The organism is Actinomadura spongiicola (genome assembly GCF_003432485.1).
GTDB classification, from domain to species: Bacteria; Actinomycetota; Actinomycetes; order Streptosporangiales; family Streptosporangiaceae; genus Spirillospora; species Spirillospora spongiicola.
Genome location: NZ_QVNQ01000008.1, coordinates 258,001 through 282,262, shown reverse-complemented (window position 1 = coordinate 282,262; position 24,262 = coordinate 258,001). Strand labels below are relative to the sequence as shown.

Sequence of the window (24,262 nt, the reverse complement as noted above, 5' to 3'; positions counted from 1 at the left end):
GCTCGCTCACTTGAGGTCCGCCTCGTCGGCGCGGTGCACCCAGGCGGCGAACGTCTCGCCGTCGGCGCGCTGCTCGTCGAACTTGCGGACGACCCGCTCCACGTAGTCGGTCAGCCCCGCCGACGTGGTCTTCAGGCCGCGGACCTTCTTGCCGAACGACGCGCCGAGCTGCCCGCCGAGGTGGATCTGGAAGCCCTCGACCTGGTCGCCGTTCTCGTCCACGACGAGCTGGCCCTTCAGACCGATGTCGGCGACCTGGATGCGGGCGCACGCGTTGGGACAGCCGTTGACGTTGATGGTGAGCGGCTGGTCGAAGTCGGGGAGCCGCTTCTCCAGCTCGTCGATCAGGTCCATGGACCGCTGCTTGGTGTCGACGATCGCGAGCTTGCAGTACTCGATGCCGGTGCACGCCATCGTCTGGCGGCGGAACGTCGACGGGTGGACCTGGAGGTCGTGCTTCGCCAGCTCCTCGGCGAGCTCCTCGGTGTTCTCCTCGGGGACGTCGAGGATGACCATCTTCTGCTCGATCGTCGTCCGGACCCGTCCGGAGCCGTACCGCTCGGCCAGGTCGCCGATGACGCCCAGCAGCTCGCCGTTCACACGACCGACGCGCGGCGCGAACCCGACGTAGAAGTTCCCGTCCTGCTGCGGGTGGATCCCGACGTGGTCGCGGCGGGGGAGCGGCGCGGCGGGCTCCGGGCCGTCCGGCAGCGCGTAGCCGAGGTACTCCTTCTCCAGCACCTCGCGGAACTTCGCCGCGCCCCAGTCCTTCATCAGGAACTTCAGCCGGGCGCGGCTGCGCAGCCGCCGGTACCCGTAGTCGCGGAAGATCGAGGTGACGCCGTGCCACACCTCGGTGGCCTGCTCCGGCTTGACGAACACGCCGAGGCTCTGCGCGAACATCGGGTTCGTGGACAGCCCGCCGCCGACGAAGAGCGCGTACCCGGTCTCACCGGCCTCGTTCACGACCCCGACGAACGCGATGTCGTTGATCTCGTGGACGGTGCAGTGCGCCGTGCAGCCCGACAGCGCCGACTTGAACTTGCGCGGCAGGTTGGAGAACTCGGGGGAGCCGATGTACTTGTCGTGGATGTCGCGCAGCTGCGGCGTCGCGTCGATGATCTCGTCGGCCGCGATTCCGGCGAGGGGGCAGCCGATGATGACGCGGGGGACGTCCCCGCACGCCTCCATCGTGTGCAGCCCGACCGCCTCAAGGGCCTCCCAGATCGCGGGGACGTCCTCGATCCGCACCCAGTGCAGCTGGACGTTCTGCCGGTCGGTGATGTCGGCGGTGCCGCGTGCGTACCGGGTGGAGACGTCGGCGATCGTGCGGAGCTGCGGGCCGCTCAGTTGCCCGCCGTCGATCCGCACCCGCATCATGAAGTAGCTGTCCTCGAGCTCCTCGTCCTCGAGCGCGCCGGTCTTGCCGCCGTCGATGCCGGGGCGGCGCTGCGTGTAGAGGCCCATCCAGCGGAACCGGCCGCGCAGGTCGGCCGGGTCGATGGAGTCGAACCCGGTCTTGGAGTAGATCTCGATGATGCGGCGCCGGACGTTCAGACCGTCGTCGTTCTTCTTGTTCTCTTCGTTCTTGTTGAGAGGTTCGTGATAGCCGAGGGCCCACTGGCCCTCGGCCTTCTTGCGCTTGATCGCGGGTGGCACGGCGCGCGTCCTCATCTGTGATGTGAGGGACGCGTAGCGCACCGGCAGTCAGGAGCGGCCGGCTCGGCACTGAGCTGGGTGAGTCAACGATGACGCCGATGCACCACGCGCCCGGCTGAGCAGGGGCGTGGTCGGAGCGTCACCGACAGATCGCGCTGCGGACGCGGAGGAAGTCGACGTGCCGGCGCTTGGCCAGCAACGGGTCCGCGGCAGTCATACCTGAACTGTGACATGCCGTCTCGCGGACTGTCCAGTTACGTCCCCCATACGGACGGGTGAGATGTGTCATCCTTGCCGTCTCCAATTCACCGGCGGCTCGGCCTCGTCGCCCGCCGGGCCGGTGGCGGGGCCGCTCTCGGACGGCCGCGGTTCGCGTGTCGCCGTTCCGGGATGGTGCTGGCAGTCGCACCAGGACCCGCCGCGGCACTCCTCGTGGCGGCGCTCCCGGCATGACTGGCAGATCACGCCTTCCATTGTCACCGATGGACGCGAATGCCCCGTCCGTCGCCTCGGCCCACGCCCCGCCCCCGGAAGACGATCATGATCGGGTGGACGTTCCGCACCGTCAAAGCGGGTATGGCGGAAGTGATGCGCGGGGAACGGGTGGGGAACCTGCGAGATGATCGGGCGGGGGAGGCGGTCGTAACGCGACGCGCGGAGCTGATCACCATGATGGGAGGGGGAGCGAACCGGAGGGTGAGCCCCCGGCGGGAGGTTCGGATGGGCGATGCGGCATGTTCCGGGCGCGTGACGCTCTACGGTGGGGCGGTGTGACCACCGTCTCCGACGCAGCGGGCGTCTCCCCGGCCGGGGACCCCGGCCCCGAGGGCGAGCCCGGCGGTTCCGGTGGGCCCGGCTCCGGCCCTGATGATCGGGAGCCCGGACGCGACCTGGTCGGTCGTGTCCGCGCGGCGGTCGAGGCGTGGGGGCGGGTCGGCTGGACGCTGGTCAAGGACACGGCGGTCGGCGCGTTCCGGTACCGGGTGACGGGGCTCGCCGCCGAGGCCGCGTTCTTCGCGTTGCTGTCGCTGCCGCCGCTGGTGCTCGGGCTCATCGGCACGATGGGGCACCTGCGCGGCGCGATCGGGCCCGACACCGTCGCCGAGATCCGCGCGTGGGCGATCGAGCATTCCCAGCAGGTCCTCACCAGGGAGGCGGTGGACAACACCGTCGCCCCGCTGATCGACGACGTGATCAAGGGCGGCAGCCCCGACATCGTGTCGCTCAGCTTCCTGCTCTCGCTGTGGGCGGGTTCGCGTGCCACGAACGTCTATGTCGACACGATCACCATCGCCTACGGGCTGTCCGGTGTCCGGGGCGTGATCCGCACCCGCCTGCGCGCGTTCTTCCTCTACCTCATCGGCCTGTTGATGCTGCTGGTCGTCGTCCCGCTGCTGGTGGCCGGGCCCACGCTGGTGCGCAAGGCGCTGCCGGAGAGCGCGGAGGCCGTCCAGTTGCTGTACTGGCCGGTCGTGGTGACCCTGTCGATCGTCTTCCTGGCCACCCTCTACCACGTGAGCGTCCCGGTGCGGACGGCGTGGTCGCGGGCCGTGCCGGGCGCGGCGGTGGCGCTGCTGATCTGGATCGTCGGCAGCATCACGCTGCGGATCTACCTGACGGGGTCGCTGAGCGGCGTGTCGGTGTACGGGTCGCTGGCCGCGGCGATCGCCCTGCTCGCGTGGCTGTACGTCGCGGCGCTGGCGGTGCTGATCGGGGCGACGTTGAACGCCGAGATCGACCAGCGGTGGCCGAGCGAGATCACCGCCCGTGCGCGGGCCGAACTGGCGGCGGAGGACGAACGGCAGCCGGACGGCGAGGAGGACGGCCGGCCGGACGGCGGGACGGAGTCCGCCGGCCCGGGAGGTAAAAACAGCGCCGATTGAGGCCCTGAAAAGGCGAAACATGTCGTAACCTCGCCTGACATGACCCCCCGAGTGGACACAGGCCGGCTCCGGACCGTGACCGGCACGATCGCGACGTCCGAGATCACCGGGCCGGTGCTGGCGCACGAGCACCTGCGGATGGACCTGCGCTGGCCGGCGCGTCCGCGGCTGGCGGAGTCCGACCCCCGTCGTTTCCTGGACGAGGAGAAGCCCGTCCAGCGGGAGCTCGCCGCGCTGCGCAGGGAGCACGGCCTCGGGCTCGTCGTCGACCTGACGTGCTCCGGCATGGGCCGCGACGCCGCCGCGCTCACCCGGATCAGCACGGGGTCGCGGGTCGCGGTCGTCGCCGGGACGGGAGTGTTCACCGAGCCGTTCCACCCGCCGTTCGTCCGGGAGTCGCTGGACGCCGACCGCGACGGGGCCGCGGCGCGGGACGGGCGCACCGGCGTCGACCGGTTGGCCGAGCGGCTCCTCGCCGAGGTCGGTTTCGGCCTGGACGGCACGAACGCGCTGCCCGGTGTCATCGGCGAGATCGGCACATGGGAGGAGACGCCGACCGAGACCGAGGAGCGGTGCCTGCGCGCCGCCGCGAGGGCCGCCCGCTACTCGGGGCTGTCGGTGGCGACGTACGGCCGCGCGGGCCTCGCCCAGCTGGAGATCCTCACCGCCGCCGGGCTGTCCCCGGACCGTGTCGCCGTGGGCCAGCAGGACCGCGTGGACGACCCCGGCCTGCACCGCAAGATCGCCGAGACGGGCGCCTATGTGTCGTTCGGCACGCTCGGCCTCGCGGGGGAGGACCATGCGGCGATCGGCGCCCGCGTCCGCTTCGTCATGGACCTGCTGGAGGCCGGGCACGCATCGCGGGTGCTGCTGAGCACGGGGGTGTCCCGGATGACGCGGATCACGAAGTACGGCGGCGCCGGGTACGGCTACCTGTTCGACACGTTCCTGCCCGCGCTGCGGGCGGCGGGCGCGGACGACGCGACCCTCGACGGGATCCTGCGCGACAACCCGCTGCGCTGGCTCACCGGTTCCGCCTGAGTCGCCGGGCCCGCACAGGCCCCGACGGCCTTCCCCGACGGGCGTCGCGGACGTCGGTAACGGCGGCGGGAGTGGGTAGGGGTGACCCCGGAAGGGGGTGCGCCGATGTCCTGGAACAGAACCTCACACGGAGGTTTCCAGCAGACCCAGACCGTCCGGCTCCCCTACACCGACCGCACCGACGCCGGGCGGGTGCTCGCCGAGCGGCTCGTCCCGATGGGGTTGGACGGCGCTGTCGTCCTCGCGCTGCCGCGCGGCGGTGTTCCCGTCGGGTACGAGATCGCGACACGGCTCGGATCGCCGCTCGACGTCCTGGTGACCCGCAAGATCGGTTATCCGCCGCAGCCCGAACTCGGGGTCGGGGCGATCGCCGAGGGGGGCTCGCCGGTGTTCGACGGCGCGCTGCTGCGCAGGCTCGGGCTGCGCGAGGAGGATCTGGCCGGGACGGTGGAGGCCGAGCGGGCCGAGCTGGACCGCCGGGTGCAGGTCTACCGGCGCGGGCGCCCGCTGCCGGAGACCGCCGGACGGCCGGTGATCGTCGTGGACGACGGTCTGGCCACGGGCGGGACCGCGCGGGCCGCCGTGCGGGCCATGCGCGAGCGCGGCCCGGCGCGGCTGGTGCTGGCGGTGCCGGTGGGCGCCGCCGAGACGGTCCACGGCCTGGAACCCGAGGTGGACGATCTGGTGGTGCCGGCCGCGCCGTGGGAGTTCCGCGCGGTCGGGCAGTGGTACCGCGACTTCGACCAGCTCACCGACGAGAACGTGATCGCCTGGCTGGACCGGGCCGCGCGGGCCCGGGAGACGGGCTGAGCCGCCGCCGGACGGCGACGGCACCGCCCGAGAAAATGGTGTGGCGAATTCTGGGAATTGGCCACGCGGCGGACGCCCCTTGCGGTAATGGCGTTGATTCGCGGAATGTCCCGACCGATGTGCCCTGACATGTGACGCACTTGTGACACGGACGGGACGAAGCGCCCCGCCCCGATCGCCGGGCGCCGATCCGAGACCGGAACCGGGCAACGCAAACGGCCCCGCGATGCGGGGCCGTGTCGTTTTCTCGGTGGCGTGCCGGGGTTCGCGATGGGAGCGTTCTGGCGCGTGCGTACCGACCCTCCGTCAGGCCCTGCCGGCCGATCCCGCCGGCCGGGCCCCGCCGACTGGCTACGCGGCGTTGGCGCGGCGCATCCGGCGGCGACGCTCGGACGCGCGCTCGTCTTCGTTGAGGCCGCCCCACGTGCCGTACTTCTCGGGCCTGGACACCGCGTAGTCCAGGCAGTCCGTACGGACGGGGCAGCCCATGCAGATCTGCTTGGCCTTGCGTTCGCGGATCTCCCGCTCGGGCTGGCGCTCACCGTCGGGACCGAAGAAGAGGACGAGGTCTTCCCCCCGGCACGCCGCGGCGTCCTGCCAGCCCCAGCTGGGACGAGGGAGGTTTGCCTGCCGACGTACCTGAGCCATGGAACACCCACCTTGATTGGTTCGAACAAATTCGGGACATGGACGCTCGACATGCTTCGAGTGACATGAGTCAGAAGCGCCGAATGGTCCAACGTCTGGAGTTGCCGCTCTGTTCCCGTCCGGTTACTCCGGAAACCAGGTGACGTGCGACAGGGAGGCCCTCGAATGGGGCCTCAGTGAGATTACACGAGGGCCGCCTCGTTGAGAAGGGTGAGTTCCCTAACAAGGTAGGTTTTCAGGTTCTCCCCACAGCCCGGCCCGCAGGGGGCGGACTGCTGGACGGCCTCCACGACGATGTGGTACCGGCACCCTTGCACGTTAACAACCCCTTTGTACCGAGATGTTCCCGTGATGGGGTTCACGCTCACGTCGGTCACGTCGTCCAGCCCGAGACGTCCGGTGTGCGCCCGGACGAAATGCTCGACGGCCTGCGCGGGTTCGGACGTCCCGGCTCGTCCGCGCAGCCGGTCGAGGACGACCTCGCCCCGCAGGTAGGCGTTCGCCGCCGTCACCGCCTCCGCCTCGCCGAGGTCGCCATAGCAGATCCCGTGGGGGAGGCACACCAGGTTCGCCGCGAACCGGTCGCCGCCGACGTGCGTGGTCTCCCAGACCCGGCGGCCGAAACGGGCGGTGAGGGAACGGGCCAGCGGCGCGCCGGTACGGGCGCAGCAGGCGTTGCGGCGGCCGTGCGTGCAGACCAGGAACACCGGTTCCAGCACCCGGTCGCCGAGGCCCGGCGACCGTCCGGCGGCGAGCGCGTCCAGGTCGAGCTCGGCCAGCTCGGCGGGGTCGGCGAGCTCACGCCCCTCGATCCAGGCCCGTTCCCCGCGCGAGAACACCGCGTAGACCTGGACGGGCGGAACGGCGCGGCGGCGTCCCGCCCGGCGGATCAGCTGGGGACGGACGCCCGCCAGTACGGCGGCCCGCACGGCCTCGGCCACCGGCACGGGACGGGCGAGGTCCTCGACGCGCTCTGGCCAGGGCCCCGGATGCTCGATGAGCAGCCACGACCGCGCCTTCTCGGTGGCGCTCGCCAGACACGGCCGCTGGCCGGTGTGGCTTCCCGGGCAGTGCCCGCAGCCGTTGCCGCCCGTCACAAGAGTCCCCCGTTGATCTCCGGCAATTAGGTAAGGATAACCTAACGTGCCTCGGTCAAACATGTCGGGGAAGTGCGTTCGGACATTCAGCGGGTGACACCGTGGTGGACCCCGTACAGGTCGCTGGGCCGGGCGCCGAGCAGGGACTCCGCCACCGGGAGCGCGGCCTCCCGGTCGGCCGCGACCAGCCCGATCCGGGTCCGCCGGTCCAGCAGGTCCCCGGTGTCCAGCGCGCCCTCGTGCCGCACCGCCCACGCCAACTCCACGCCGAGCACCGGCAGCCCCGGGACGACCGGTTCCAGCAGGGCCGGGTCGTCCTCGGCGAGCGCGACGAGCATCGGCGCCTCCGTCCCGTACCGCTGGACGAGGCGGGGCGGCGCGTCCAGCGCGTCGAGCGGCTCACGCGAGGCCGCGCCGACGAGGGGGAGCCGCGCGGTGCGGCTCGGGCCCGCGTCGAGGCCACCCGCGCTCACGGCCGCGTCGACGGCGTCCTGTGCCATCCGCCGGTAGGTGGTGAGCTTCCCGCCGACGATCGTGACGACCCCGTCCCGCGAGGTCAGCACGGCGTGCCGCCGGGAGATGTCGGCGGTGCTGCGGCCGTCCCCGAGATCCAGCAGGGGACGGAGCCCGGCGAACGCGCCGACGACGTCCGCGCGCCGGACGGGGACGTCCATGGCCGAGTTGAGGACGTCGAGCAGGAAGCCGATCTCGCCGTCCGTCGGCTCCGGGACGTCCGGGATCGGACCGTCGGCGGGCTCGTCGGTCAGGCCCACGTAGACGCGGCCGTCGCCCTGCGGCATGACCAGCAGGAAACGGCTGGCCGTGTCCGGCACGGGCACCTGCGTCCCGGCCGTCGGGCCGCGCAGCGCCTCCGCCCGCACCACGAGGTGGGTGCCGCGCGACGGGCGCAGCCGGACCCCGTCCACCAGCCCGCCCGCCCACACCCCGGTCGCGTTCACCACCGACCGCGCCCGGACGGTGAACTCCCGGCCGGTCAGCTCGTCCCGCACCCGCGCCCCGTCGCCGGAGAGGGCGACCGCCCGGCAGCGGGTGAGGACGCGGGCGCCGTGCCCGGCGGCGGTCCGGGCGATCGCGGTGACGAGCCGAGCGTCGTCGGCGAGCTGGCCGTCCCACGACAGCAGCCCGCCGCGCAGCCCGTACGGGCGCAGCGCCGGCGCCAGCCGCAGCGTCTCGACGGCCGACAGGTGCCGCGGGCCCGGCAGCGTCGACCGCGGGGTGCGCGCGGCGAGCCGCAGCGCGTCACCGGCGTGGTAGGCGGCGAGGGTGGCGATGGCCCGGGACCGCGGCACGAGCGGCGTCAGCGGCGTGACGAACGGCAGCGCGCGGACGAGATGCGGCGCGGTGTGCCGCATCAGGACGCCGCGCTCGACCGCGCTCTCGTGCGCCATGTCCACCTGCCCGGACGCCAGGTAGCGCAGCCCGCCGTGGATCAGCTTGGAGCTCCACCGGGACGTGCCGAACGCCAGGTCGTGGGCGTCGATCGCGGCGACGGACAGGCCCCGGGACGCGGCGTCCAGCGCGGCGCCCGCCCCGGTCGCGCCGAGGCCGACGACCAACACGTCCAGAACCTCGTCCGGGAGGGTCGCGAGCTCGCGTTCCCTGCGTGCGGCGTTGAGCGACGTGCGCGGGTCCGGGGTGTTCACGGCGCGAGCATCCTCTCCAGGACGTGGTGCAGGTCGGCGTCGAAGGCGTCGGGGCCGAGCTCGGGATCGGCGTCGTCGATCATGGTCGGCGCTGACAGCACGTAGGTCTGCACGACCAGCAGCACCGCCCGCGCCTGCCGTGCCGGATGGTCGCGGCGGATCGTGCCGTCGGCGTGACCCGCCCGCAGCGCCTCCTCGAACAGCTCCAGGAACACCAGTTGGCTCTCGCCGCAGCGGTCCAGGACGTAGGGGAGCAGCAGCTCCGGGTCCACCTCGACGATCTTGCGGAGCAGCGGGTGGTCGCGGAACGCCCGCACGCCGGCGACCAGGCCGGCCACGAACCGGGGTCGGACGGGACGGTCGTCGTCCGGCGGTTGCAGCGAGTCGCCGAGCCCGACCCACTCGCGGGTCATCAGTTCGGTGACGATCGTGCGGACGTCCGGCCAGCGGCGGTACAGCGTCATCCGCGACACGCCCGCGCGGCGCGCGATGTCGGTGAGCGTCGTTCGGCGCACGCCCACGGCCAGCACGCAGTCGCGGGCGGCGTCCAGGACCGTGTCGTCGGCGGTCCGCCTGTTGTGACGATTCGACGTCATGTGTCACAGTGTAAGCACAGTCGTCGGTCAGGCGGCAGGCCCGACACGGGGCACAAGACGGGGGAGGCGCGCGGTGCGGACGCGGGACATGCTGTGGAGCGGCTGGGGCGACCCCGACCGGGCCGCGCCGCTGCCGGAACCGGTGGTGGCGCTGCTGCGCGACCTGCTCGGCGTCCGGCCCGGTGCGACGGCGCCGGTCGCGCTGGCGGACGTCGAGGTCCCCGAGCCCCGGCTGTCGGCGGACGCCCTGACCGAGTTCGCCAGGATCGTGGGCGACCGCAACGTCCGCGCCGACACCGAGACGCGCGTCCGGCACACGCGCGGCAGGTCGACGCCCGACCTGCTGCGCATCCGCGCCGGGCAGGCGTCCGACGCCCCTGACGCGGTCGTCCTGCCCGGCACGCACGACGAGGTCGTCGCGGTGCTGCGGGCCTGCGCCCGGCTCCGGGTCGCCGTGGTCCCGTTCGGCGGCGGCACGTCGGTCGTCGGCGGTCTCGCCCCGAGCGGTCCCGCGGGCGCGCCGGGCACGTTCATCGCGCTCGACCTGCGGCGCATGGACGCGCTCGTCTCGATCGACGAGGTGTCGCGGACCGCGGTCCTGCAACCCGGCCTGCGCGCCCCCGCGGCCGAGGCGCTGCTGGCCGAGCGCGGCTACACCCTCGGACACTTCCCGCAGTCGTACGAGTGGGCGTCGATCGGCGGGTTCGCGGCGACCCGCTCCAGCGGGCAGGCGTCGGCCGGGTACGGGCGGTTCGACGACCTGGTCGTCGCCCTCACCGTCGCGACGCCGCAGGGCGACCTCGACCTCGGCCGGGCGCCGAAGTCCGCCGCCGGGCCCGATCTGCGGCAGCTCGTTCTCGGCTCGGAGGGCGCCCTCGGCGTGATCACGTCGGTGACGGTCCGGATCCAGCCCGTGCCGGAGACGCGGGCGTACGAGGGCTGGCGGTTCGCGTCGTTCGCCGAGGGCGCGGCCGCGCTGCGCCGCCTCGCCCAGGACGGGCCGCGGCCCGCGGTGCTGCGCCTCTCCGACGAGACCGAGACCATGGTCGGCCTCACCGACCCGTCCGCGATCGGGCCGGAGGGCGAAGCTCGTCCTTTGGATGGTGGTGGGCGGGGGCTGGAGGACGGGGGGTGCCTGGCCGTGCTCGGGTTCGAGGGGACGGCCGGGCGGGTCGCGGAACGGCGGGCCGGGGTGGCGGACGTCCTGCGCGCCGCCGGAGGCGAACCGCTCGGCGCCGGACCCGGTGAGAAGTGGGAGCGCGGCCGTTTCGACGCGCCCTACCTGCGCGACGCCCTCCTGGACGTCGGGGCGTTCGCCGAGACGGTGGAGACGGCGACGTTCTGGTCGAACCTGCCCGCCCTGTACGGTGCCGTCCGGGACGCCCTGACCGGCGCGCTGTCCGACGCGGGCACGCCGCCGCTGGTGATGTGCCACATCTCGCACGTGTACCCGTCCGGGGCGTCCCTGTACTTCACCGTCGTGTCCGCACAGGGCAAAGACCCGGTCGAACACTGGGCACGGGCGAAGCGCGCCGCCTGCGAGGCGATCGTCGACGCGGGCGGCACGATCAGCCATCATCACGGGGTGGGGACCGACCATCGCGACTGGTACGCCCGGGAGATCGGGCCGCTGGGCGCGGCGGTGCTCCGCGCCGTCAAGGACAGGGTCGACCCGGCCGGGATCCTCAACCCGGGCGTGCTCGTCCCACCGGTTTGAGGGGGTCATACGTGGGCGAGGCACGGGCGTTCACCGCCGTGGTCAACCCGGCGGCGGGCGATTCCGCGTCCGCCTCGTCGTTGTTGGAGGTGGCCCGGCTGCTGCGCGAGTCGGGCGCCGAGGTCGAGGTGGAGTACAGCCGCGGCCTGGCGCACGCGGCGGACGTCGCCCGCGCCGCCGCGGCGGCCGGGCGCGTCGTGCTCGGCGTCGGCGGCGACGGCATGGTCGGCTGCGTCGGCGGGGCGCTCGCCGAGTTGGACGCCGCGAGCGGCGCGGTCCTCGGCATCGTCCCGGCGGGCCGCGGCAACGACTTCGCGCGGCAGCTCGGCATCCCGTCCGACCCCGGGGAACTGGCGAAGCTGCTGCTGGAGGGCGAGCCGCGCGCCGTGGACGCCATCGACGCCAACGGAAAGGCCGTCCTCGGCAGCGTCTACGCGGGCGTCGACGCGGTCGCCAACGACAACGCCAACCGGACGCGGCTGCTGCGCGGGTCCGCCGCGTACTACGTCGGCGCGCTGCGCGCGATCGTCACGTGGCGGGCCGCCGACTACGTGATCACGGTGGACGGCGAGACCCGGGAGCGGCAGGGGTACACGGTCGTCGCGGCCAACTCCGGCTACTACGGGTTCGGCAAGCACATCGCCCCGGACGCGCGTGTCGACGACGGGCTCCTCGACGTGATCCTCATCCGGACGGCGCCGAAACGGCTCTTCTTCGCCGTCATGCGGGAGCTGACGGACGGCTCGCACGTGCGCCGCCCCGAGGTGGAGGTCATGCGCGGCGAGGAGGTGCGGATCGAGCTTGCCGGCCCGCCCGGCAGGACGCTCCCGTACGGCGCGGACGGCGAACTGCCCGGCGTGCTGCCCGTCACGGCGCGGGTGATGCCGGGCGCGCTCCGCGTCCTGGCGCCCTGACCGAGGGGGCCATGCTCCTGAACCTGCGCGGCTCCTGGGCCTGCGCGCGGTTCCCGGGCGTCCTCCCCGACTTGGCCCGAAGTTTGGGTCGATTTACGTCAGCATTACGGCCCCTCGGGTAGCGTCGGTTACGTCCCGCTAAGGGACCTTGGGGCCGTCTGTGGAGCCATCATGGGAAGGCGACCGCGACGCTCGCCGTTCTGGGGGGACTCATGATTGCCGCAGAGGCCCGTGACGTGGTGGCGCCGGCGCCCTTGGGGGTGGCGCCGGCGTCCACCACGCCTGACGACGCCCGCGGGCGGTCGAAGATCACGCTCTGAACTGCGGTAAGCCGCTTGACGGCGGAGTTCGCCTCCGGACAGTCTGTGAGGACCCCCTCACGCTGCCGGAGGCGTTTCTTGTCCGCCGAGCCCCTGCCCCCCGAGGCCGTCTCCAGCCCCGACAACTCCCGTGAGTCCGAGGCGGGCGCCGGGTGGGTCTGCCAGAGACCCGGCACGTTCGACGAGCTGCTCCCCGAGCGCGTCGCCGACTTCTCCTGGCGCCGTCCGAGGGTGCTGTGGCGCTCCCGCAACGACGTGCTCGCGCGCCTGTTCGGCGACCCGTCCAACGACATCCGCCGCCGCTGTGTCGCCGCCCTGCGCGACCGCGGCGCCCCGGCGGCGTTCACCGTCCACCGCGCCGACCCGGAGTTCTCGTTCGCCCTGCTCGGCGACACCGGCGAGGGAGATCGGTCACAGTACGCGGTGGTGCCGCCGTTGCTGAACGCGGCGGGCGACACCGACTTCATGGTCATCGTCAGCGACGTCGTCTACCCGACGGGCGACTCGGCCCAGTACCCGGACAAGTTCTTCCGCCCGTACAAGGACTACCCGGCCCCCATCTACGCGGTGCCCGGCAACCACGACTGGTACGACGGCCTGCGCGGCTTCCTGCACGTCTTCTGCGACCTGGACGCGGACTGCGCGCCGCCGCCCTGGCGCGGCCCGCTGTCGTTCCTTCCGCGCATGCTGTGGCGCGGTCCGGGCGAGGTGGACGGTGCCGCGCTCGCGGACGCCCGCGGCCGGTACCGGGGCGCGCCCGGCCAGCGGTGCGTCCAGCCGGGTCCGTACTGGGCGATCGACGCGCCGTCGCTGCGCGTCGTCGCCGTCGACACCGGGATCGACGGCGTCGTCGACCGTGACCAGGGCCGCTGGCTCCGAGAGGTCTCCGCGGGACCGAAACCCAAGCTGCTCGTGACCGGAAAGCCCCTTTATGTGGACGACGAGCATCATCCCGGCGAGATCGAGGGCGGCGGCACGATCGACGACGTCGTCCGGGACCCGGCGCACCACTACGTCGCCGCGATCGGCGGCGACGTGCACAACTACCAGCGGTATCCGCTGCGGACCGAGGACGGGCGGACGATCCAGTACATCGTGTCCGGCGGCGGGGGCGCGTTCATGCACGCCACCCACACGATCCCGAGGACGCGCGTCGTCGACGAGGACGACTTCCGCTGCTACCCGCTGCGCGGCGACTCCCTCTCCCGCTACAGCAAGCTGTACGGCCGGTGGCTGCGCCTGCCGAGGCTCTTCGAGCTCACCCCGGCGGAGGCCGCGGCCGCCGTCGAGCACCGCCTCGGCATCAGGTCGGGCCGCGGCTACACGGACTCCGAGGGCGGGGCGCCCGTGCCGTCCCGCCGGGCCCGCCTCGTCGCCGCGATGCTCGGCGTTCCGCGCGACGGGCGGCACCGCCCCGGACGCCTGCGGTTCCCCGTCCGCAAACTGCCGCAGCGTTTCCGCTCGGAACTCGCCGACTGGGACGACCCGCCGTTCTTCAAGAGTTTCCTGCGTCTGGACGTGACCGGGTCGTCACTGCGAATCCGCTGCCACGCGGCGACCGGCTGCGGCGACCAGGAGACGGCCCCGCCGTGCGAGGACGAGGTGACGATCCCCCTGCGCTGAACTGTGCGTTCGTGGCATTTCGGGGCAAAGCCGACCAATGTCGGCGTTCCGTTGCCGCGACGTGCGTGAATACCGTTACAGTCTTGGCCCGAAGTACGGGTGAACGGTAACGGACGGTCGGCCGGAAAACGACCGCTTCCCAGGAGCGATATTCAATGAGCTACCCTCAGCAGGGTCAGGGCCAGCCATACCAGCAGCCGCCTCCGCAGCAGCAGGCCTACCAGGGCGGCTACGCGCCCGCCCAGCACCAGCAGCAGCAGGGCCCCGTCGCCGTCGGCGCGGGCCTCAACATGAAGCGCCGCAACCCGGTCGGCGCCTGGCTCGGGCTGCCGATCATCACCTTCGGCATCTACGGGCTCGTGTGGTTCTACAAGGTCCACGTCGAACTGCACGAGTACGACCGCCGCACCGAGAACGCCGCCACCAACGCGCTGCTGTCCATGCTGCTCGGCTTCCTCACCCTCGGCATCTGGCCGCTGATCATGTACGTGAAGCTGGGTGGCCGCATCGCCGACGCCCAGCGTGCCGCGGGCCTGCAGCCGAGCTGCTCCGGCGGCATGGGCTTCCTGCTCGGCATCCTCGGGTTCGGCGTCCTGTACTACCAGATCCAGCTGAACAAGGTCGTCGACCGTTACGGCGACACGCCTGCGGGCCAGCAGGTGTCCCTGGTCGCCTGACCATCCCAGGGGCTACGGCCCTGGCCCCGTGAAGGCCGCACCCGGATCCCCTCCGCGCTCACCCGTCGCGGAGGGGATCCGTGCTGTTCGGGGGCCGTCGGTGGGTTGTCGGTGGGTTGTCGGTGGGTGGGGACACAATGCCGGTGTGAGGATCGCGGTGGCCGCCGGGGCGCGAGGCGGCGGGACGCTGCGCGTTCTCGGCGAGGACGGCACCCCCGCCGGGCCCGCCCGGGGCGTCCCCGACCTGGTCGCCGCGATCGACGAGCGGGAACGCGCGGACGCGCCGCGGTGGGTCTGGCCCGCCACGGCGCGCCTCTACCCGCGGCTGCTCCGCGCCGGTGTGCGGGTCGGCCGCTGCCATGATCTGGAACTGGTCGAGAGCCTCCTGCTCGGGCGCGCGGGACGGTACGGGGAGCCGCGCTCCGTCCGGGCGGCGTGGGCGCGGCTGCGCGGCGAGCCGGTGCCGCCCGACCGGCGGCCGCACCACGATGAGCCGGCGCAGCCCTCGCTGTTCGACGACGACCGCGACGACGAGGTCGCCGGCGACGACATCGAACAGGTCGTCGCCGTCCACGCCGAGCAGCAGCGCGCCATCGCCGGGCTGGACGGTTTCGCGCTGCTCGCCGCGGCGGAGTCGGCGGGTTCCCTGGTGGCGGCCGAGCTGAGCCACGACGGGCTGCCCTGGTCGGCGGCCGAGCACGACGAGCTGCTCACCGGGCTTCTCGGGCCGCGCCCCACCGGCGGCCTGCGCCCCCGCAAACTCCAGCACCTCGCCGACCGCATCAGCGCGGCGTTCGGAGCCGACAAGCACGTCAACCCCGACTCACCCGCGCAGATACTCAAGGCGTTCGCGTCGGCGGGGCTTCCGGTCACGTCCACCCGCGCGCACGTCCTCAAGCGGATCGACCATCCGGCCGTGCCGCTGCTCCTGGAGTACAAGGAACTGTCGCGTCTGCACACCGCGCACGGCTGGACGTGGCTGGACACCTGGGTGAGCGAAGGACGGTTCCGACCCGAATACGTGGTCGGCGGCGTCGTGTCCGGACGGTGGGCGACGAGCGGCGGCGGCGCGCTCCAGATCCCCCGGGTCCTGCGGAAGGCCGTCGTCGCGGACCCGGGCTGGTCGCTGGTCGTCGCCGACGCCGCCCAGCTCGAACCACGGGTCCTCGCCGCGCTCGCGGGCGACCGGGCGTTCACCCGCGCGGCGGCGCACGGCGACCTCTACGCGGCGCTCTCCGACGCCTTCCCCGAAGGGGGACACGGGGAGATGAGCGCGCGGGACAAGGCGAAGCTCGCGCTGCTGTCCGCGATGTACGGCGGCGGGACGGGCGAGGCGGTGCAGTTGCTCGCGGTGCTCAAGAACCGGTTCCCCGACGCGTTCGAGTACGTGGAGGCCGCCGCGCGGGCGGGGGAGCGCGGACGGCTCGTCCGGTCACGGCTCGGCCGCACCTGCCCCCCGCCGTCCGCCGGTTGGCGCGAGCTGACCTCGGCGGGCGACGACGAGACCCCCGCGACGGGCGCGGCGGCGCAGGCGCTGCGCGCCCGGGGACGGTTCACCCGCAACTTCGTCGTCCAGGCCACCGCCGCCGACTGGGCACTCGCCCTCCTCGCCTCACTCCGCCGCCGCCTCACCGCACTCGGCGACCTCCCGTCCTCCAGCCCCCACCCACCACCATCCAATCGACGAGCTCCGCTCGACCCCCCGTCCTCCAGCCCCCACCCACCACCATCCAATCGACGAGCTCCGCTCGACCCCCCGTCCTCCAGCCCCCACCCCGCCAGCCCCCACCCCGCCAGCCCCCACGCCACACCAAGCGATCGGCGAGCTGTGCTCGCCGGCCCCCGTTTGGTGTTCTTCCAGCACGACGAGGTCATCGTCCATACGCCCGCGGAGCTGGCGGCGGACGTCGTCGCGGCCGTGCACGCGGCGGCGGACGAGGCGCGGCGGCTGCTGTTCGGCGACACCCCGGTCGTGTTCCCCATGGAGATCGCGGTCGTGGACCGCTACTCCGACGCCAAGTGAGCCGCCGGACGCGTCCGTCATTTCAGGACGCGGAGCGCCTCACGGTCAGCAGCAGCCCGACGACGGCGGCGCCGACGGTGGTGATCGTGGCGAACAGGTAGACGGCGCCGTAGTCGTCGTGGACCGCCTGCGCCGGCAGCATCGCGGCGAGCACGGCGATGCCGAGCGCGCCGCCGAGCTGACGCGCGGTCGTGTTGAGGCCGGTCGCCCCGGCGAACTGGAGCGGGTTCACCGCGAGCGCGGCGGCGGACGCGGTACCCGTGGCGAGCATGCCCATGCCCGTCCCGACCAGCAGCCCGATCGGCAGCCAGAACGTGACGAAGTGCGGGTCGGGCGGCAACGCCGTCACCGCCCAGAGCCCGCAGGCGGCCATGATCAGCCCGCCGCCGGTGACGGCGGGACGGACGCCGACACGCCCGGTGAGACGGCCCATGGCGATCGCCGCGACGGTGGCGGTCAACGCACCGGGCGTCGAGGCGAAGCCCGCTTCGAGGATCGAGTAGTCCCATTCGCTTGTGAGGTAGAGCACGCCGACCAGCAGCCACGTGTACAGGGCCGTCCCGTAGAGGAACGAGGCGGCGTTGGCCAGGGCGAACTGGCGGCCGCGCCACAGCGAGATCTCCAGCGCGGGCACCGGATGCCGCGCCGACCGCCACAGCGCCAGCGCGACCAGGGCACCGCCGCCGATGAGCAGGGCGAGCGTGCGGGCGTCCGTCCAGGACCAGTCCCGGGTCTGGGTGACGCCGAGCGCGACCGCGCCCACGCCGCCGCCGAGCAGCACCGTCCCGATCAGGTCGGGCAGGCGCCCCGAGCCACGGTCGGCGCGGGGCAGGCGCCACCCGAAGAGCAGCAGCGCCACGCCGACGGGCACGTTGATGACGAACAGGGACCGCCAGCCGAACTGGTCGACCAGCACGCCGCCGAGGCTGGGGCCGATCGCGGCGGCGAACGCGCCGGCGGCGCTCCACAGCCCGATCGCTCCCGCGCGCCGCTCGGCGGGCATGTCCCGCAGCAGCAGCGCCAGCGACGCGGGGATCATCGCGGCGGCCGCCGCTCCCTGGAAGGCGCGGGTCGCCAGCAGGACCGGCACGTTCGGCGCGAGCGCGCACGCCAGCGACGCCAACGTGAACAGCCCGACGCCCCACTGGTACAGGGCCCGCCGCCCGACCAGGTCGGCGAGCCGCCCGGCGGGGGCGAGCAGCGCCGAGAACAGTACGGCGTACAGGGTGATGACCCAGGTCAGCCCGGACAGTGAGGCGCCGGGGAAGTCGGCGTGCAGGTCGGGGACGGCGAGGTTGGCGACGGTGGCGTCGAGCATGGCGAGGAACGCCGCCCCGGCGGCCAGCCAGGGCACGTCACGCCGGGCGCGGGGCGCGTCGGGCGGCCCGGCGGACGTCTCGGCGGTGGTCTCGGCGGTCATGAACTGCCCTCCAGAAAAGTAAACGAACGATCGTACACTCTTCTGGGTCGATCACCTTCCCGTCAAGGGGTCGGTCGGATTGACTTCGAACGAACGGTCGTGCAGATTTATCCCCGTGAACACCGACGGACGGCTTCTCAAAGGCGAGCAGACACGCGCCGCCATCCTGACCAGCGCCGCCGCCATCGCCTCGACGGAGGGCCTGGAGGGTCTGTCGATCGGCCGGCTCGCCACCGAGTTGAAGATCAGCAAGAGCGGGGTGTTCACGCACTTCGGTTCCAAGGAGGAACTCCAACTCGCGACCATCCGCACGGCCGTCGAGACGTTCCGCCGGCACGTGGTCCAGCCCGCGCTCGACGCTCCCGCGGGGCTGCGCCGCGTTCGTGCGCTCCTGGACGCGTGGCGGCGCTACCAGCGCGAACCCGTCTTCCCCGGCGGATGCTTCTTCGACTCCACGATGGCCGAGTTCGACGCCAGGCCCGGCCGCGTCCGCGACGCCATCTCGGCGTCACAGCGCGACTGGCGCGGCTTCCTCGAACACTGCGTCGCCGAGGCCCGCGACCTCGGCGAGATCGATCCGGCCACGGACGTCGCCCAACTCGCCTTCGAGGTGGACGCCCTCTTCCGTGCCGGATCGACCTACGCCCTGCTGCACGACGACCCGTCCCTCTACGACCGGGCCGCCCATGCCGTCGACACCCGCCTCGCGGCGGTCACGACCTGAACTCAGCGCGCGGAGACCGAGTAGGACGGGCGGGAGTTGAGCGACTCGACGTCCGAGAAGGACGTCTGCCGGTACGCGCTCGTGATCGTCGCCAGTTCGTCGGGAGTCAGGACGTCCTCGATCGCGGTGAAGCCGTCCGGGGCGCGCTCGCTCACCGTGTGCAGGATCCGGTCGGCGGGCATGTCACGGCAGGCCAGCACGATGGCGTTGACCTTCTCGCGCCGTTCCCGCTCGTAGCCGAGCAGCCCCTCGGCCGGATCGGAGGCGCGCGCCAGCTCGTGGGCGAGGACACGCGCGTCCAGCACGGCCTGGGAACCGCCGTTGGAGCCGATCGGATACATCGGGTGGGCGGCGTCGCCGAGCAGCGTCACCCGGCCCGACGTCCAGCGGTCGAGCGGATCGCGGTCGACCATCGGATACTCCAGGATCTCCGCCGACCCCGCCAACATCGCGGGGACGTCCAACCAGTCGAACGTCCAGTCCGCGAAGTGGGGGAGCACGTCCTCCAGGCGGCCCGTGCGGTTCCAGTTGGGGGTGGTGTCCATCCGGTCGTCCGCCAGCTTGACCTCCGCCACCCAGTTCAGCAGCGCCCGCCCCTGTCGCTCGGCCTTCCTGGAGATCGGATAGACCACCATCTTGGCCGCGGCGTTGCTGCCCGCGACGGCGAGCGTCCGGCCGGACAGGAACGGGTCGCCCTCGGTGACGCCCCGCCACATCCGGATGCCGTTCCACAGCGGCGCGGGCTCACCCGGACGCAACTGCGCGCGGACGGCCGAGTGCAGACCGTCCGCTCCGACCAGCACGTCGGCGGTGACCGTTTCGGCGGTGCCGGCCGCGCGGTCGAGCAGCCGCGCCCGCACGCGCGTCCCGTCCTGCTCGAAGCCCTCGAACACGGTGCCGGTGCGGACGGCGTCCTCGCCGAGCCGCGTGCGGACGGCGTCGAGCAGCGTCACCTGCAGCTCGCCACGGTGGATCGAGTACTGCGGCCAGTTGTAGCCGAGCGCGCGGCCCCGCGGCTCACCCCAGATCCGGCCCCCGTGCCGGTCGAAATGCACCATCTCCGCGGTCGCGACGCCGAGCTCGGCCAGCTCGTCCCCGAGCCCGAGCTCGGTCAGCTCCCGGACGGCGTGCGGCAGCAGGTTGATGCCGAGCCCGAGCGGTCGCAGCCGGACGGCCGCGTCGACGACGAGGGCCCGGACACCGGCCTGGTGCAGGCTCAACGCGGTGGTGAGGCCCCCGATCCCGGCCCCCACGATGACGACGAACATGATCCCCCTTTGTTCATTTCTCCACGACGGAGTCCGCTCCGCCGTCCGATGCGGCGTCTGAACCGGTCACCGTGGGCGCCGCCCCCGGCACCTTGGCGCCGCCCCGGACCAGCCGCCCCACCTCGGCCCTGAGCCGGACGAACTCCGCGAGCCCCCGCGTCTCGATCTGGTCGCGGGCCGAGGGCAGGTCGACGGGCAGGTCGGCGTGCACACGAGCGGGTGAGCGGTTCAGCACGACGACCCGGTCGCCCACGTAGACGCTCTCGTCGATGTCGTGGGTGACCAGAAGGATCGTCATCTTCTTCTTCCGGTGCACCTCCAGGACGAGGTCTTCCAGATCCTCGCGGGTCTGGGCGTCCACGGAGCCGAACGGCTCGTCCATCAGCATGAGCGACGGGCCGTACGCCAGCGCCCGCGCGATCGAAACGCGTTGTTGCATGCCGCCGGACAGCTGCCACGGATACTTGCGTCCCGCGTCGGGGAGACCCACCGACTCCAGTGCCTCCTGCGCTGCCGCGCGCCGCTCCTGCCGGGACTTCCCGCGTCTGCGCAGCGGCAGCGCCACATTGTCGCGGACGGTCAGCCACGGGAACAGCGACCGGCTGTAGTCCTGGAAGACGACCGCCAGGTCGTCCGGCACGCCGTCGATGGGCGCGCCGTCCAGCGTGAGCGTCCCGCCGGTCGGCTGGATCAGCCCGGCGATGCAGCGCAGCAGCGTGGACTTGCCGCACCCGGACGGCCCGACGATGCTGACCAGCTGCCCGTCCGGAACGGTGAGGTCGAGGCCGTCGAGGACCCCGTGGTCGTCGGCGTAGGAGTGGGTGAGCCCGGTGATCTTGAGCATTCCCGCCGCCTTCTCTCCGCGTTGAGTGGTACGGGCGTACGACGCCGAACGCTACCGTGATCACCTGGATTGTCCGAATGGCACCGGCATCGGCAAGGAGTTCGTCATGGTTCGAGCCGCCGCGCGCCCGTGTGCCAGGACAGCAGCCGCCTCTCCAGCAACACGAAGACGGCGTTGAACAGGCGCCGAGGAGGCCCGGCATGACGACGCCGGCCCACATCCGGGGCAGTTCGAACGTGCGCCGCGCGCCGGTCCCCTAGATGATCGTGCAATGGAGGTATATCACCGGGCGTGCGCGGGCCTTATGTGCACTTATCGAAATGTGAAAGGTAGGGCGCGTCATGCCGTCCCGCGGGCGCGGCGATGCCAGGCCAGGACCCGGCGCTCGACCGCGAGGAGGATCGTGTTGAACAGGTAGCCGAGCACGCCGAGCAGCACGATCACCGCCCAGATCGTCGGCAGGTCCGACTGGCTCTGCGCGTTCGTCAACTGGAAGCCGACCCCGTCGAAGGTGCCGGGCAGCAGCTCGGAGAAGACCATCAGGATCAGCGCCAGCGACAGCGCCAGCCGCAGCCCCGCGAAGATCTTCGGCAGCGCGGACGGGATGATCAGGAACCGGATCCGCTGGACGGCCGAGAGCCGGAACACGTCCGCGGTGTCCTGCTTGACGGCGTCGACGCTCCGCGCCCCGTCCGCGGTGTTGAGCAGGATGGGCCAGACGGCGCCGAAGACGATCGACGCGACCTGCATCTGCGTGCCGAGCTCGAACAGCACGAGGAAGACCGGCACCATCGTGGGCGGCGGGATCACCCGCGCGAACTGCAGGACCGGCTCCAGGTAGGCGAGGGCGCGCTCGGACCGGCCGAGCGCGATGCCGAGGACGACGCCCACCACGATCGACAGCAGCAGCCCGAGGGCCATCCGGGTCAGGCTCGGCGCGATGGACTCGCCCACGTCGTCGTTGAGGAAAAGCCGGCTCGCCGGGCCGGTGAACCACAGGTCCCGCATCCGCGTCGCGACGTCCGACGGCGGTGGGAAGAACGGGCTCTCGGCGACGCGGGTGGCCGCCTCCCAGCACGCCACGAGGATCGCGAGCGGCAGCAGGCGGTGCAGGAGCCCGCCGACCAGCCGTCCCGCCAGGCCGCCGGTCCGCGCGGTCCGTGAGGTGAGGGCGCCCGCCGTCATGACGCACCACTCCCTTGGGCCCGATGCCACCGGAACACGCGGTTCTCCGTCTGGACCAGGACGGTGTCGATGACGAGCCCGATGCAGCCGGCCCACACGGTCCCGGCGAGGACGTCGCGGGTCCCGTCGGGAACGGTGCCGGCCTGGGCGATGAACATGCCGAGGCCGTCGCCGAAGCCGGACAGGATCTCGGTCCCGACGGCCAGGATGAGGGCGACCGACGCGGCCAGCCGCACGCCCGTCGCGATGAAGGGCGCGGCGCTGGGCAGCGAGACCCTGAGCAGGACCTGTGTGCGGCTGAAACCGAACGTCCGGAGCGTCTCCTTCGCGACGGGGTCGACGTCCTGGAGGCCGTACATCGTGTTGAACAGGATCGGCCACGTGGCGGCGTACGCGACGAGCGGCACCTCCATGTTGAGCCCGGAGCCGAGCAGCAGCCCGGCCAGCGGGATCAACGCGACCGACGGGATCGGCCGCAGGAACTCCACGATGGCCCGGACCGCGGTGTTCACCGCCGGGACGCTGCCGAGCACCAGCCCGAGCGGAACCGCGATCGCGACCGCGACGGCGAGGCCGAGCGCCCAGGCGGTGAGCGTGACGCGCACGTTGAACAGGAAGTCCGGATCGCCGACGAGCTCGGCGGCGCGGGCGGTGACGCTGGACGCGGGCGGCAGGTACGAACGGTCCACGATCCCGGCCCTGCCGAGGATCTCGCTCGCCAGGAACAGGACCGCCACCCCGACGGCCCCCCGCACCCACTTTCCGGTGCGGGAAAGGCCGCGGGACGGCGCCGTCGTGTCGGACATGGCCGGTCGGTGCCCGCCGTCAGCTGGTCGTCGGGCGGAACAGGATCGCGCCCAGCGCGGGCTTCTTCGTCAGCAGCTTGGACTCCATCATGAGGTCCACGAGGCGCTGGATGCGGTTGGTGACCAGCGAGCTGGGATAGCCCGGCAGCGTGATGACCGAGGCGATCTTCGTGTCGATCCGGGTGTAGGTGGGCAGCACGCTCTCGACGCGCGTGCGGTCGGTGGTGGCGATCTTCTGGGCGGCGAAGATGGCCCGCTGGAACGCCGCGGCGGTCTTCGGGTTCTTCTTCGTGAAGTCCTGCGTGCCGACGTACCCGGCGATCGGCAGGTTCGTGACCGGCTCGGCGCCGCCGTCGACGGCCACCCGGGCCCCGAGCTTCTTCTCGACGTCGGAGGTGAAGGGCTCGACGAGGTGGACGGCGTCGACGTCGCCCTTCTCCAGCGCCGCCGCCATCTGGGGGAAGGGGACCTGGACGTACTGGACCCTGGTGGCGTTGACGTTGTTGGCCGTCAGGATCGAGTTGAGCGTCAGCGACTGGACGTTGTTCAGGATGTTGACCGCGACCCGCCTGCCCTCAAGGTCCTTCGGGGTCCTGATCCGGGAGTTGGGCATGACCAGCACGTCCATCATGTGCGAGGTCAGCGACGCGCCCTCGGCCAGGATGCTGAGCTTGAGGGTCTCCTTCTCGTTGGCCTGGAGGAACGACACGTAGTTGGCGCCCGCGATCACGTCCACGTCGCCCTTGATGAGCGCGGGGATCGCCTGGGTGCTCTGCTGGACGGGCTTGATCTGGACCTTCAGCCCCTCGGCCTCGAAGAGCTTCTCCCGCTGCGCGATGTACACGGCCACGTTGTCCGCCAGCGGGAGCGCGGCCACCGTCACGGTGTCCTTCTCCAGTCCCTTCCCGCCCGAGGAGGAGTCCCCGGAGCCTCCGCAACCGGCGGCGGCCACGACGAGGGCGAGAGCGCTGAACAGCGCTGAGAGACGTAGGGATTGCCGCATGGGCTCTCCTTAACTCACGGGGGGACGTTCGATTTCGCGGGGCTTGCGGTCAGGGCGAGCGCGCCAGGGGAACGACTGTAGTCACTCCGGCCCGGTCATGAAGATCTCGGGTGTCCAGAGAGTAGCCGAACCGGCGACATGAGTTGTTTGGCTCCGAATTGTGTGACGGTCTTGTGTCCTAGAGTGGGGCGGCGCGTGAACGTCCGGCGCTCCCGGCGGGCAATGGACGTCCATTTCCGCGAGCGCCCGGCGGCGTTCGCGGGCGCGGTGACCGTCCACTGTCGAACCAACGCGGAGAGTGATCGATCGTGTCCTGCGGAGACGGCCGGAAATCCGCTGG

Annotated in this window: 20 protein-coding genes; 9 read left to right on the top strand and 11 right to left on the bottom strand. The window is 72.3% G+C overall.

Features of this window, described 5'->3' with window-relative positions; genetic code table 11:
* Positions 1 to 6: 6 nt before the first annotated feature.
* Positions 7 to 1,674, bottom strand: coding sequence for a nitrite/sulfite reductase (locus D0T12_RS25435; protein WP_199487692.1), 1,668 nt, complete (start codon positions 1,672 to 1,674; stop codon positions 7 to 9).
* Positions 1,675 to 2,429: 755 nt separating this feature from the next.
* On the opposite strand from D0T12_RS25435, the gene D0T12_RS25430 reads away from it, so the two are divergent.
* The 3 genes from D0T12_RS25430 (at position 2,430) to D0T12_RS25420 (ending at position 5,393) form a co-directional block, all read left to right on the top strand.
* Entirely contained in the window at positions 2,430 to 3,542 is a 1,113-nt protein-coding gene (locus D0T12_RS25430) for a YihY/virulence factor BrkB family protein (protein ID WP_233526283.1), read from the top strand.
* 39 nt (positions 3,543 to 3,581) lie between these two features.
* Positions 3,582 to 4,583, top strand: a complete 1,002-nt coding sequence (locus tag D0T12_RS25425; RefSeq protein ID WP_117402250.1) for a phosphotriesterase family protein — start codon at positions 3,582 to 3,584, stop codon at positions 4,581 to 4,583.
* Positions 4,584 to 4,688: 105 nt separating this feature from the next.
* Positions 4,689 to 5,393 (top strand): phosphoribosyltransferase, encoded by a 705-nt coding sequence (locus D0T12_RS25420; RefSeq protein WP_117402248.1) that lies wholly within the window; start codon positions 4,689 to 4,691, stop codon positions 5,391 to 5,393.
* Between the two features lie 351 nt (positions 5,394 to 5,744).
* On the opposite strand, the gene D0T12_RS25415 is transcribed toward D0T12_RS25420, so the two are convergent.
* From D0T12_RS25415 to D0T12_RS25400, 4 genes are all read right to left on the bottom strand, one after another.
* Positions 5,745 to 6,041, bottom strand: a complete 297-nt coding sequence (locus D0T12_RS25415) for a WhiB family transcriptional regulator (RefSeq protein ID WP_075901375.1) — start codon at positions 6,039 to 6,041, stop codon at positions 5,745 to 5,747.
* Positions 6,042 to 6,223: 182 nt separating this feature from the next.
* Positions 6,224 to 7,138, bottom strand: coding sequence for a sucrase ferredoxin (locus D0T12_RS25410; RefSeq protein ID WP_233526282.1), 915 nt, complete (start codon positions 7,136 to 7,138; stop codon positions 6,224 to 6,226).
* An 86-nt stretch (positions 7,139 to 7,224) separates the two neighbouring features.
* On the bottom strand, positions 7,225 to 8,802 hold the full coding sequence (locus D0T12_RS25405; protein ID WP_117402243.1) for a glycerol-3-phosphate dehydrogenase/oxidase: 1,578 nt from the start codon (positions 8,800 to 8,802) through the stop codon (positions 7,225 to 7,227).
* Positions 8,799 to 9,398: a TetR/AcrR family transcriptional regulator gene (locus D0T12_RS25400; protein ID WP_117402241.1), complete on the bottom strand. Its 600-nt coding sequence runs from the start codon at positions 9,396 to 9,398 to the stop codon at positions 8,799 to 8,801. The genes D0T12_RS25405 and D0T12_RS25400 overlap by 4 nt, the downstream gene beginning before the upstream one ends.
* A gap of 88 nt (positions 9,399 to 9,486) precedes the next feature.
* On the opposite strand from D0T12_RS25400, the gene D0T12_RS25395 reads away from it, so the two are divergent.
* The 5 genes from D0T12_RS25395 to D0T12_RS25375 all read left to right on the top strand — a co-directional run bounded on the left by D0T12_RS25395 (position 9,487) and on the right by D0T12_RS25375 (position 16,672).
* The gene (locus D0T12_RS25395) at positions 9,487 to 11,115 is read left to right on the top strand and encodes an FAD-binding oxidoreductase (protein ID WP_117402502.1); all 1,629 of its coding nucleotides are present in this window, start codon (positions 9,487 to 9,489) and stop codon (positions 11,113 to 11,115) included.
* Between the two features lie 11 nt (positions 11,116 to 11,126).
* Entirely contained in the window at positions 11,127 to 12,029 is a 903-nt protein-coding gene (locus D0T12_RS25390) for a diacylglycerol/lipid kinase family protein (RefSeq protein ID WP_117402239.1), read from the top strand.
* 398 nt (positions 12,030 to 12,427) lie between these two features.
* Positions 12,428 to 13,972 carry a metallophosphoesterase family protein gene (locus tag D0T12_RS25385; RefSeq protein WP_233526281.1) on the top strand — a complete coding sequence of 515 codons (1,545 nt, stop codon included), beginning with the start codon at positions 12,428 to 12,430 and terminating at the stop codon, positions 13,970 to 13,972.
* 155 nt (positions 13,973 to 14,127) lie between these two features.
* Positions 14,128 to 14,649 carry a DUF4234 domain-containing protein gene (locus D0T12_RS25380; RefSeq protein ID WP_117402237.1) on the top strand — a complete coding sequence of 174 codons (522 nt, stop codon included), beginning with the start codon at positions 14,128 to 14,130 and terminating at the stop codon, positions 14,647 to 14,649.
* A 145-nt stretch (positions 14,650 to 14,794) separates the two neighbouring features.
* On the top strand, positions 14,795 to 16,672 hold the full coding sequence (locus D0T12_RS25375) for a bifunctional 3'-5' exonuclease/DNA polymerase (protein ID WP_158581628.1): 1,878 nt from the start codon (positions 14,795 to 14,797) through the stop codon (positions 16,670 to 16,672).
* A gap of 22 nt (positions 16,673 to 16,694) precedes the next feature.
* Here the strand turns inward: D0T12_RS25375 and D0T12_RS25370 are convergent, their stop codons facing one another.
* Entirely contained in the window at positions 16,695 to 18,092 is a 1,398-nt protein-coding gene (locus D0T12_RS25370; protein ID WP_117402235.1) for an MFS transporter, read from the bottom strand.
* A gap of 115 nt (positions 18,093 to 18,207) precedes the next feature.
* Here D0T12_RS25370 and D0T12_RS25365 point away from each other — a divergent pair, with 115 nt between their 5' ends.
* Positions 18,208 to 18,816, top strand: a complete 609-nt coding sequence (locus D0T12_RS25365; RefSeq protein ID WP_233526280.1) for a TetR/AcrR family transcriptional regulator — start codon at positions 18,208 to 18,210, stop codon at positions 18,814 to 18,816.
* A 2-nt stretch (positions 18,817 to 18,818) separates the two neighbouring features.
* Here the strand turns inward: D0T12_RS25365 and D0T12_RS25360 are convergent, their stop codons facing one another.
* From D0T12_RS25360 to D0T12_RS25340, 5 genes are all read right to left on the bottom strand, one after another.
* Positions 18,819 to 20,084 carry a flavin-dependent oxidoreductase gene (locus tag D0T12_RS25360; protein WP_117402233.1) on the bottom strand — a complete coding sequence of 422 codons (1,266 nt, stop codon included), beginning with the start codon at positions 20,082 to 20,084 and terminating at the stop codon, positions 18,819 to 18,821.
* 13 nt (positions 20,085 to 20,097) lie between these two features.
* Positions 20,098 to 20,928 (bottom strand): ABC transporter ATP-binding protein, encoded by an 831-nt coding sequence (locus D0T12_RS25355; RefSeq protein WP_117402232.1) that lies wholly within the window; start codon positions 20,926 to 20,928, stop codon positions 20,098 to 20,100.
* 339 nt (positions 20,929 to 21,267) lie between these two features.
* Positions 21,268 to 22,113, bottom strand: a complete 846-nt coding sequence (locus tag D0T12_RS25350; protein WP_117402231.1) for an ABC transporter permease — start codon at positions 22,111 to 22,113, stop codon at positions 21,268 to 21,270.
* Complete coding sequence (locus D0T12_RS25345) at positions 22,110 to 22,919, bottom strand: ABC transporter permease (protein ID WP_117402230.1); 810 nt, start codon at positions 22,917 to 22,919, stop codon at positions 22,110 to 22,112. The genes D0T12_RS25350 and D0T12_RS25345 overlap by 4 nt, the downstream gene beginning before the upstream one ends.
* Before the next feature lie 19 nt (positions 22,920 to 22,938).
* A complete protein-coding gene (locus tag D0T12_RS25340; RefSeq protein ID WP_117402229.1) occupies positions 22,939 to 23,922 on the bottom strand; it encodes an ABC transporter substrate-binding protein in 984 nt (327 codons plus the stop codon).
* Between the last annotated feature and the right edge of the window lie 340 nt (positions 23,923 to 24,262).

What these genes read in the sequence shown, in the direction of transcription:
- D0T12_RS25370 (WP_117402235.1), bottom strand. Translation starts at nt 18,092, where the DNA reads ATGACCGCCGAGACCACCGCCGAGACGTCCGCCGGGCCGCCCGACGCG.
- D0T12_RS25435 (WP_199487692.1), bottom strand. Translation starts at nt 1,674, where the DNA reads ATGAGGACGCGCGCCGTGCCACCCGCGATCAAGCGCAAGAAGGCCGAG.
- D0T12_RS25360 (WP_117402233.1), bottom strand. Translation starts at nt 20,084, where the DNA reads ATGTTCGTCGTCATCGTGGGGGCCGGGATCGGGGGCCTCACCACCGCG.
- D0T12_RS25345 (WP_117402230.1), bottom strand. Translation starts at nt 22,919, where the DNA reads ATGTCCGACACGACGGCGCCGTCCCGCGGCCTTTCCCGCACCGGAAAG.
- D0T12_RS25380 (WP_117402237.1), top strand. Translation starts at nt 14,128, where the DNA reads ATGAGCTACCCTCAGCAGGGTCAGGGCCAGCCATACCAGCAGCCGCCT.
- D0T12_RS25355 (WP_117402232.1), bottom strand. Translation starts at nt 20,928, where the DNA reads ATGCTCAAGATCACCGGGCTCACCCACTCCTACGCCGACGACCACGGG.
- D0T12_RS25425 (WP_117402250.1), top strand. Translation starts at nt 3,582, where the DNA reads ATGACCCCCCGAGTGGACACAGGCCGGCTCCGGACCGTGACCGGCACG.
- D0T12_RS25415 (WP_075901375.1), bottom strand. Translation starts at nt 6,041, where the DNA reads ATGGCTCAGGTACGTCGGCAGGCAAACCTCCCTCGTCCCAGCTGGGGC.
- D0T12_RS25340 (WP_117402229.1), bottom strand. Translation starts at nt 23,922, where the DNA reads ATGCGGCAATCCCTACGTCTCTCAGCGCTGTTCAGCGCTCTCGCCCTC.
- D0T12_RS25400 (WP_117402241.1), bottom strand. Translation starts at nt 9,398, where the DNA reads ATGACGTCGAATCGTCACAACAGGCGGACCGCCGACGACACGGTCCTG.
- D0T12_RS25420 (WP_117402248.1), top strand. Translation starts at nt 4,689, where the DNA reads ATGTCCTGGAACAGAACCTCACACGGAGGTTTCCAGCAGACCCAGACC.
- D0T12_RS25395 (WP_117402502.1), top strand. Translation starts at nt 9,487, where the DNA reads ATGCTGTGGAGCGGCTGGGGCGACCCCGACCGGGCCGCGCCGCTGCCG.
- D0T12_RS25350 (WP_117402231.1), bottom strand. Translation starts at nt 22,113, where the DNA reads ATGACGGCGGGCGCCCTCACCTCACGGACCGCGCGGACCGGCGGCCTG.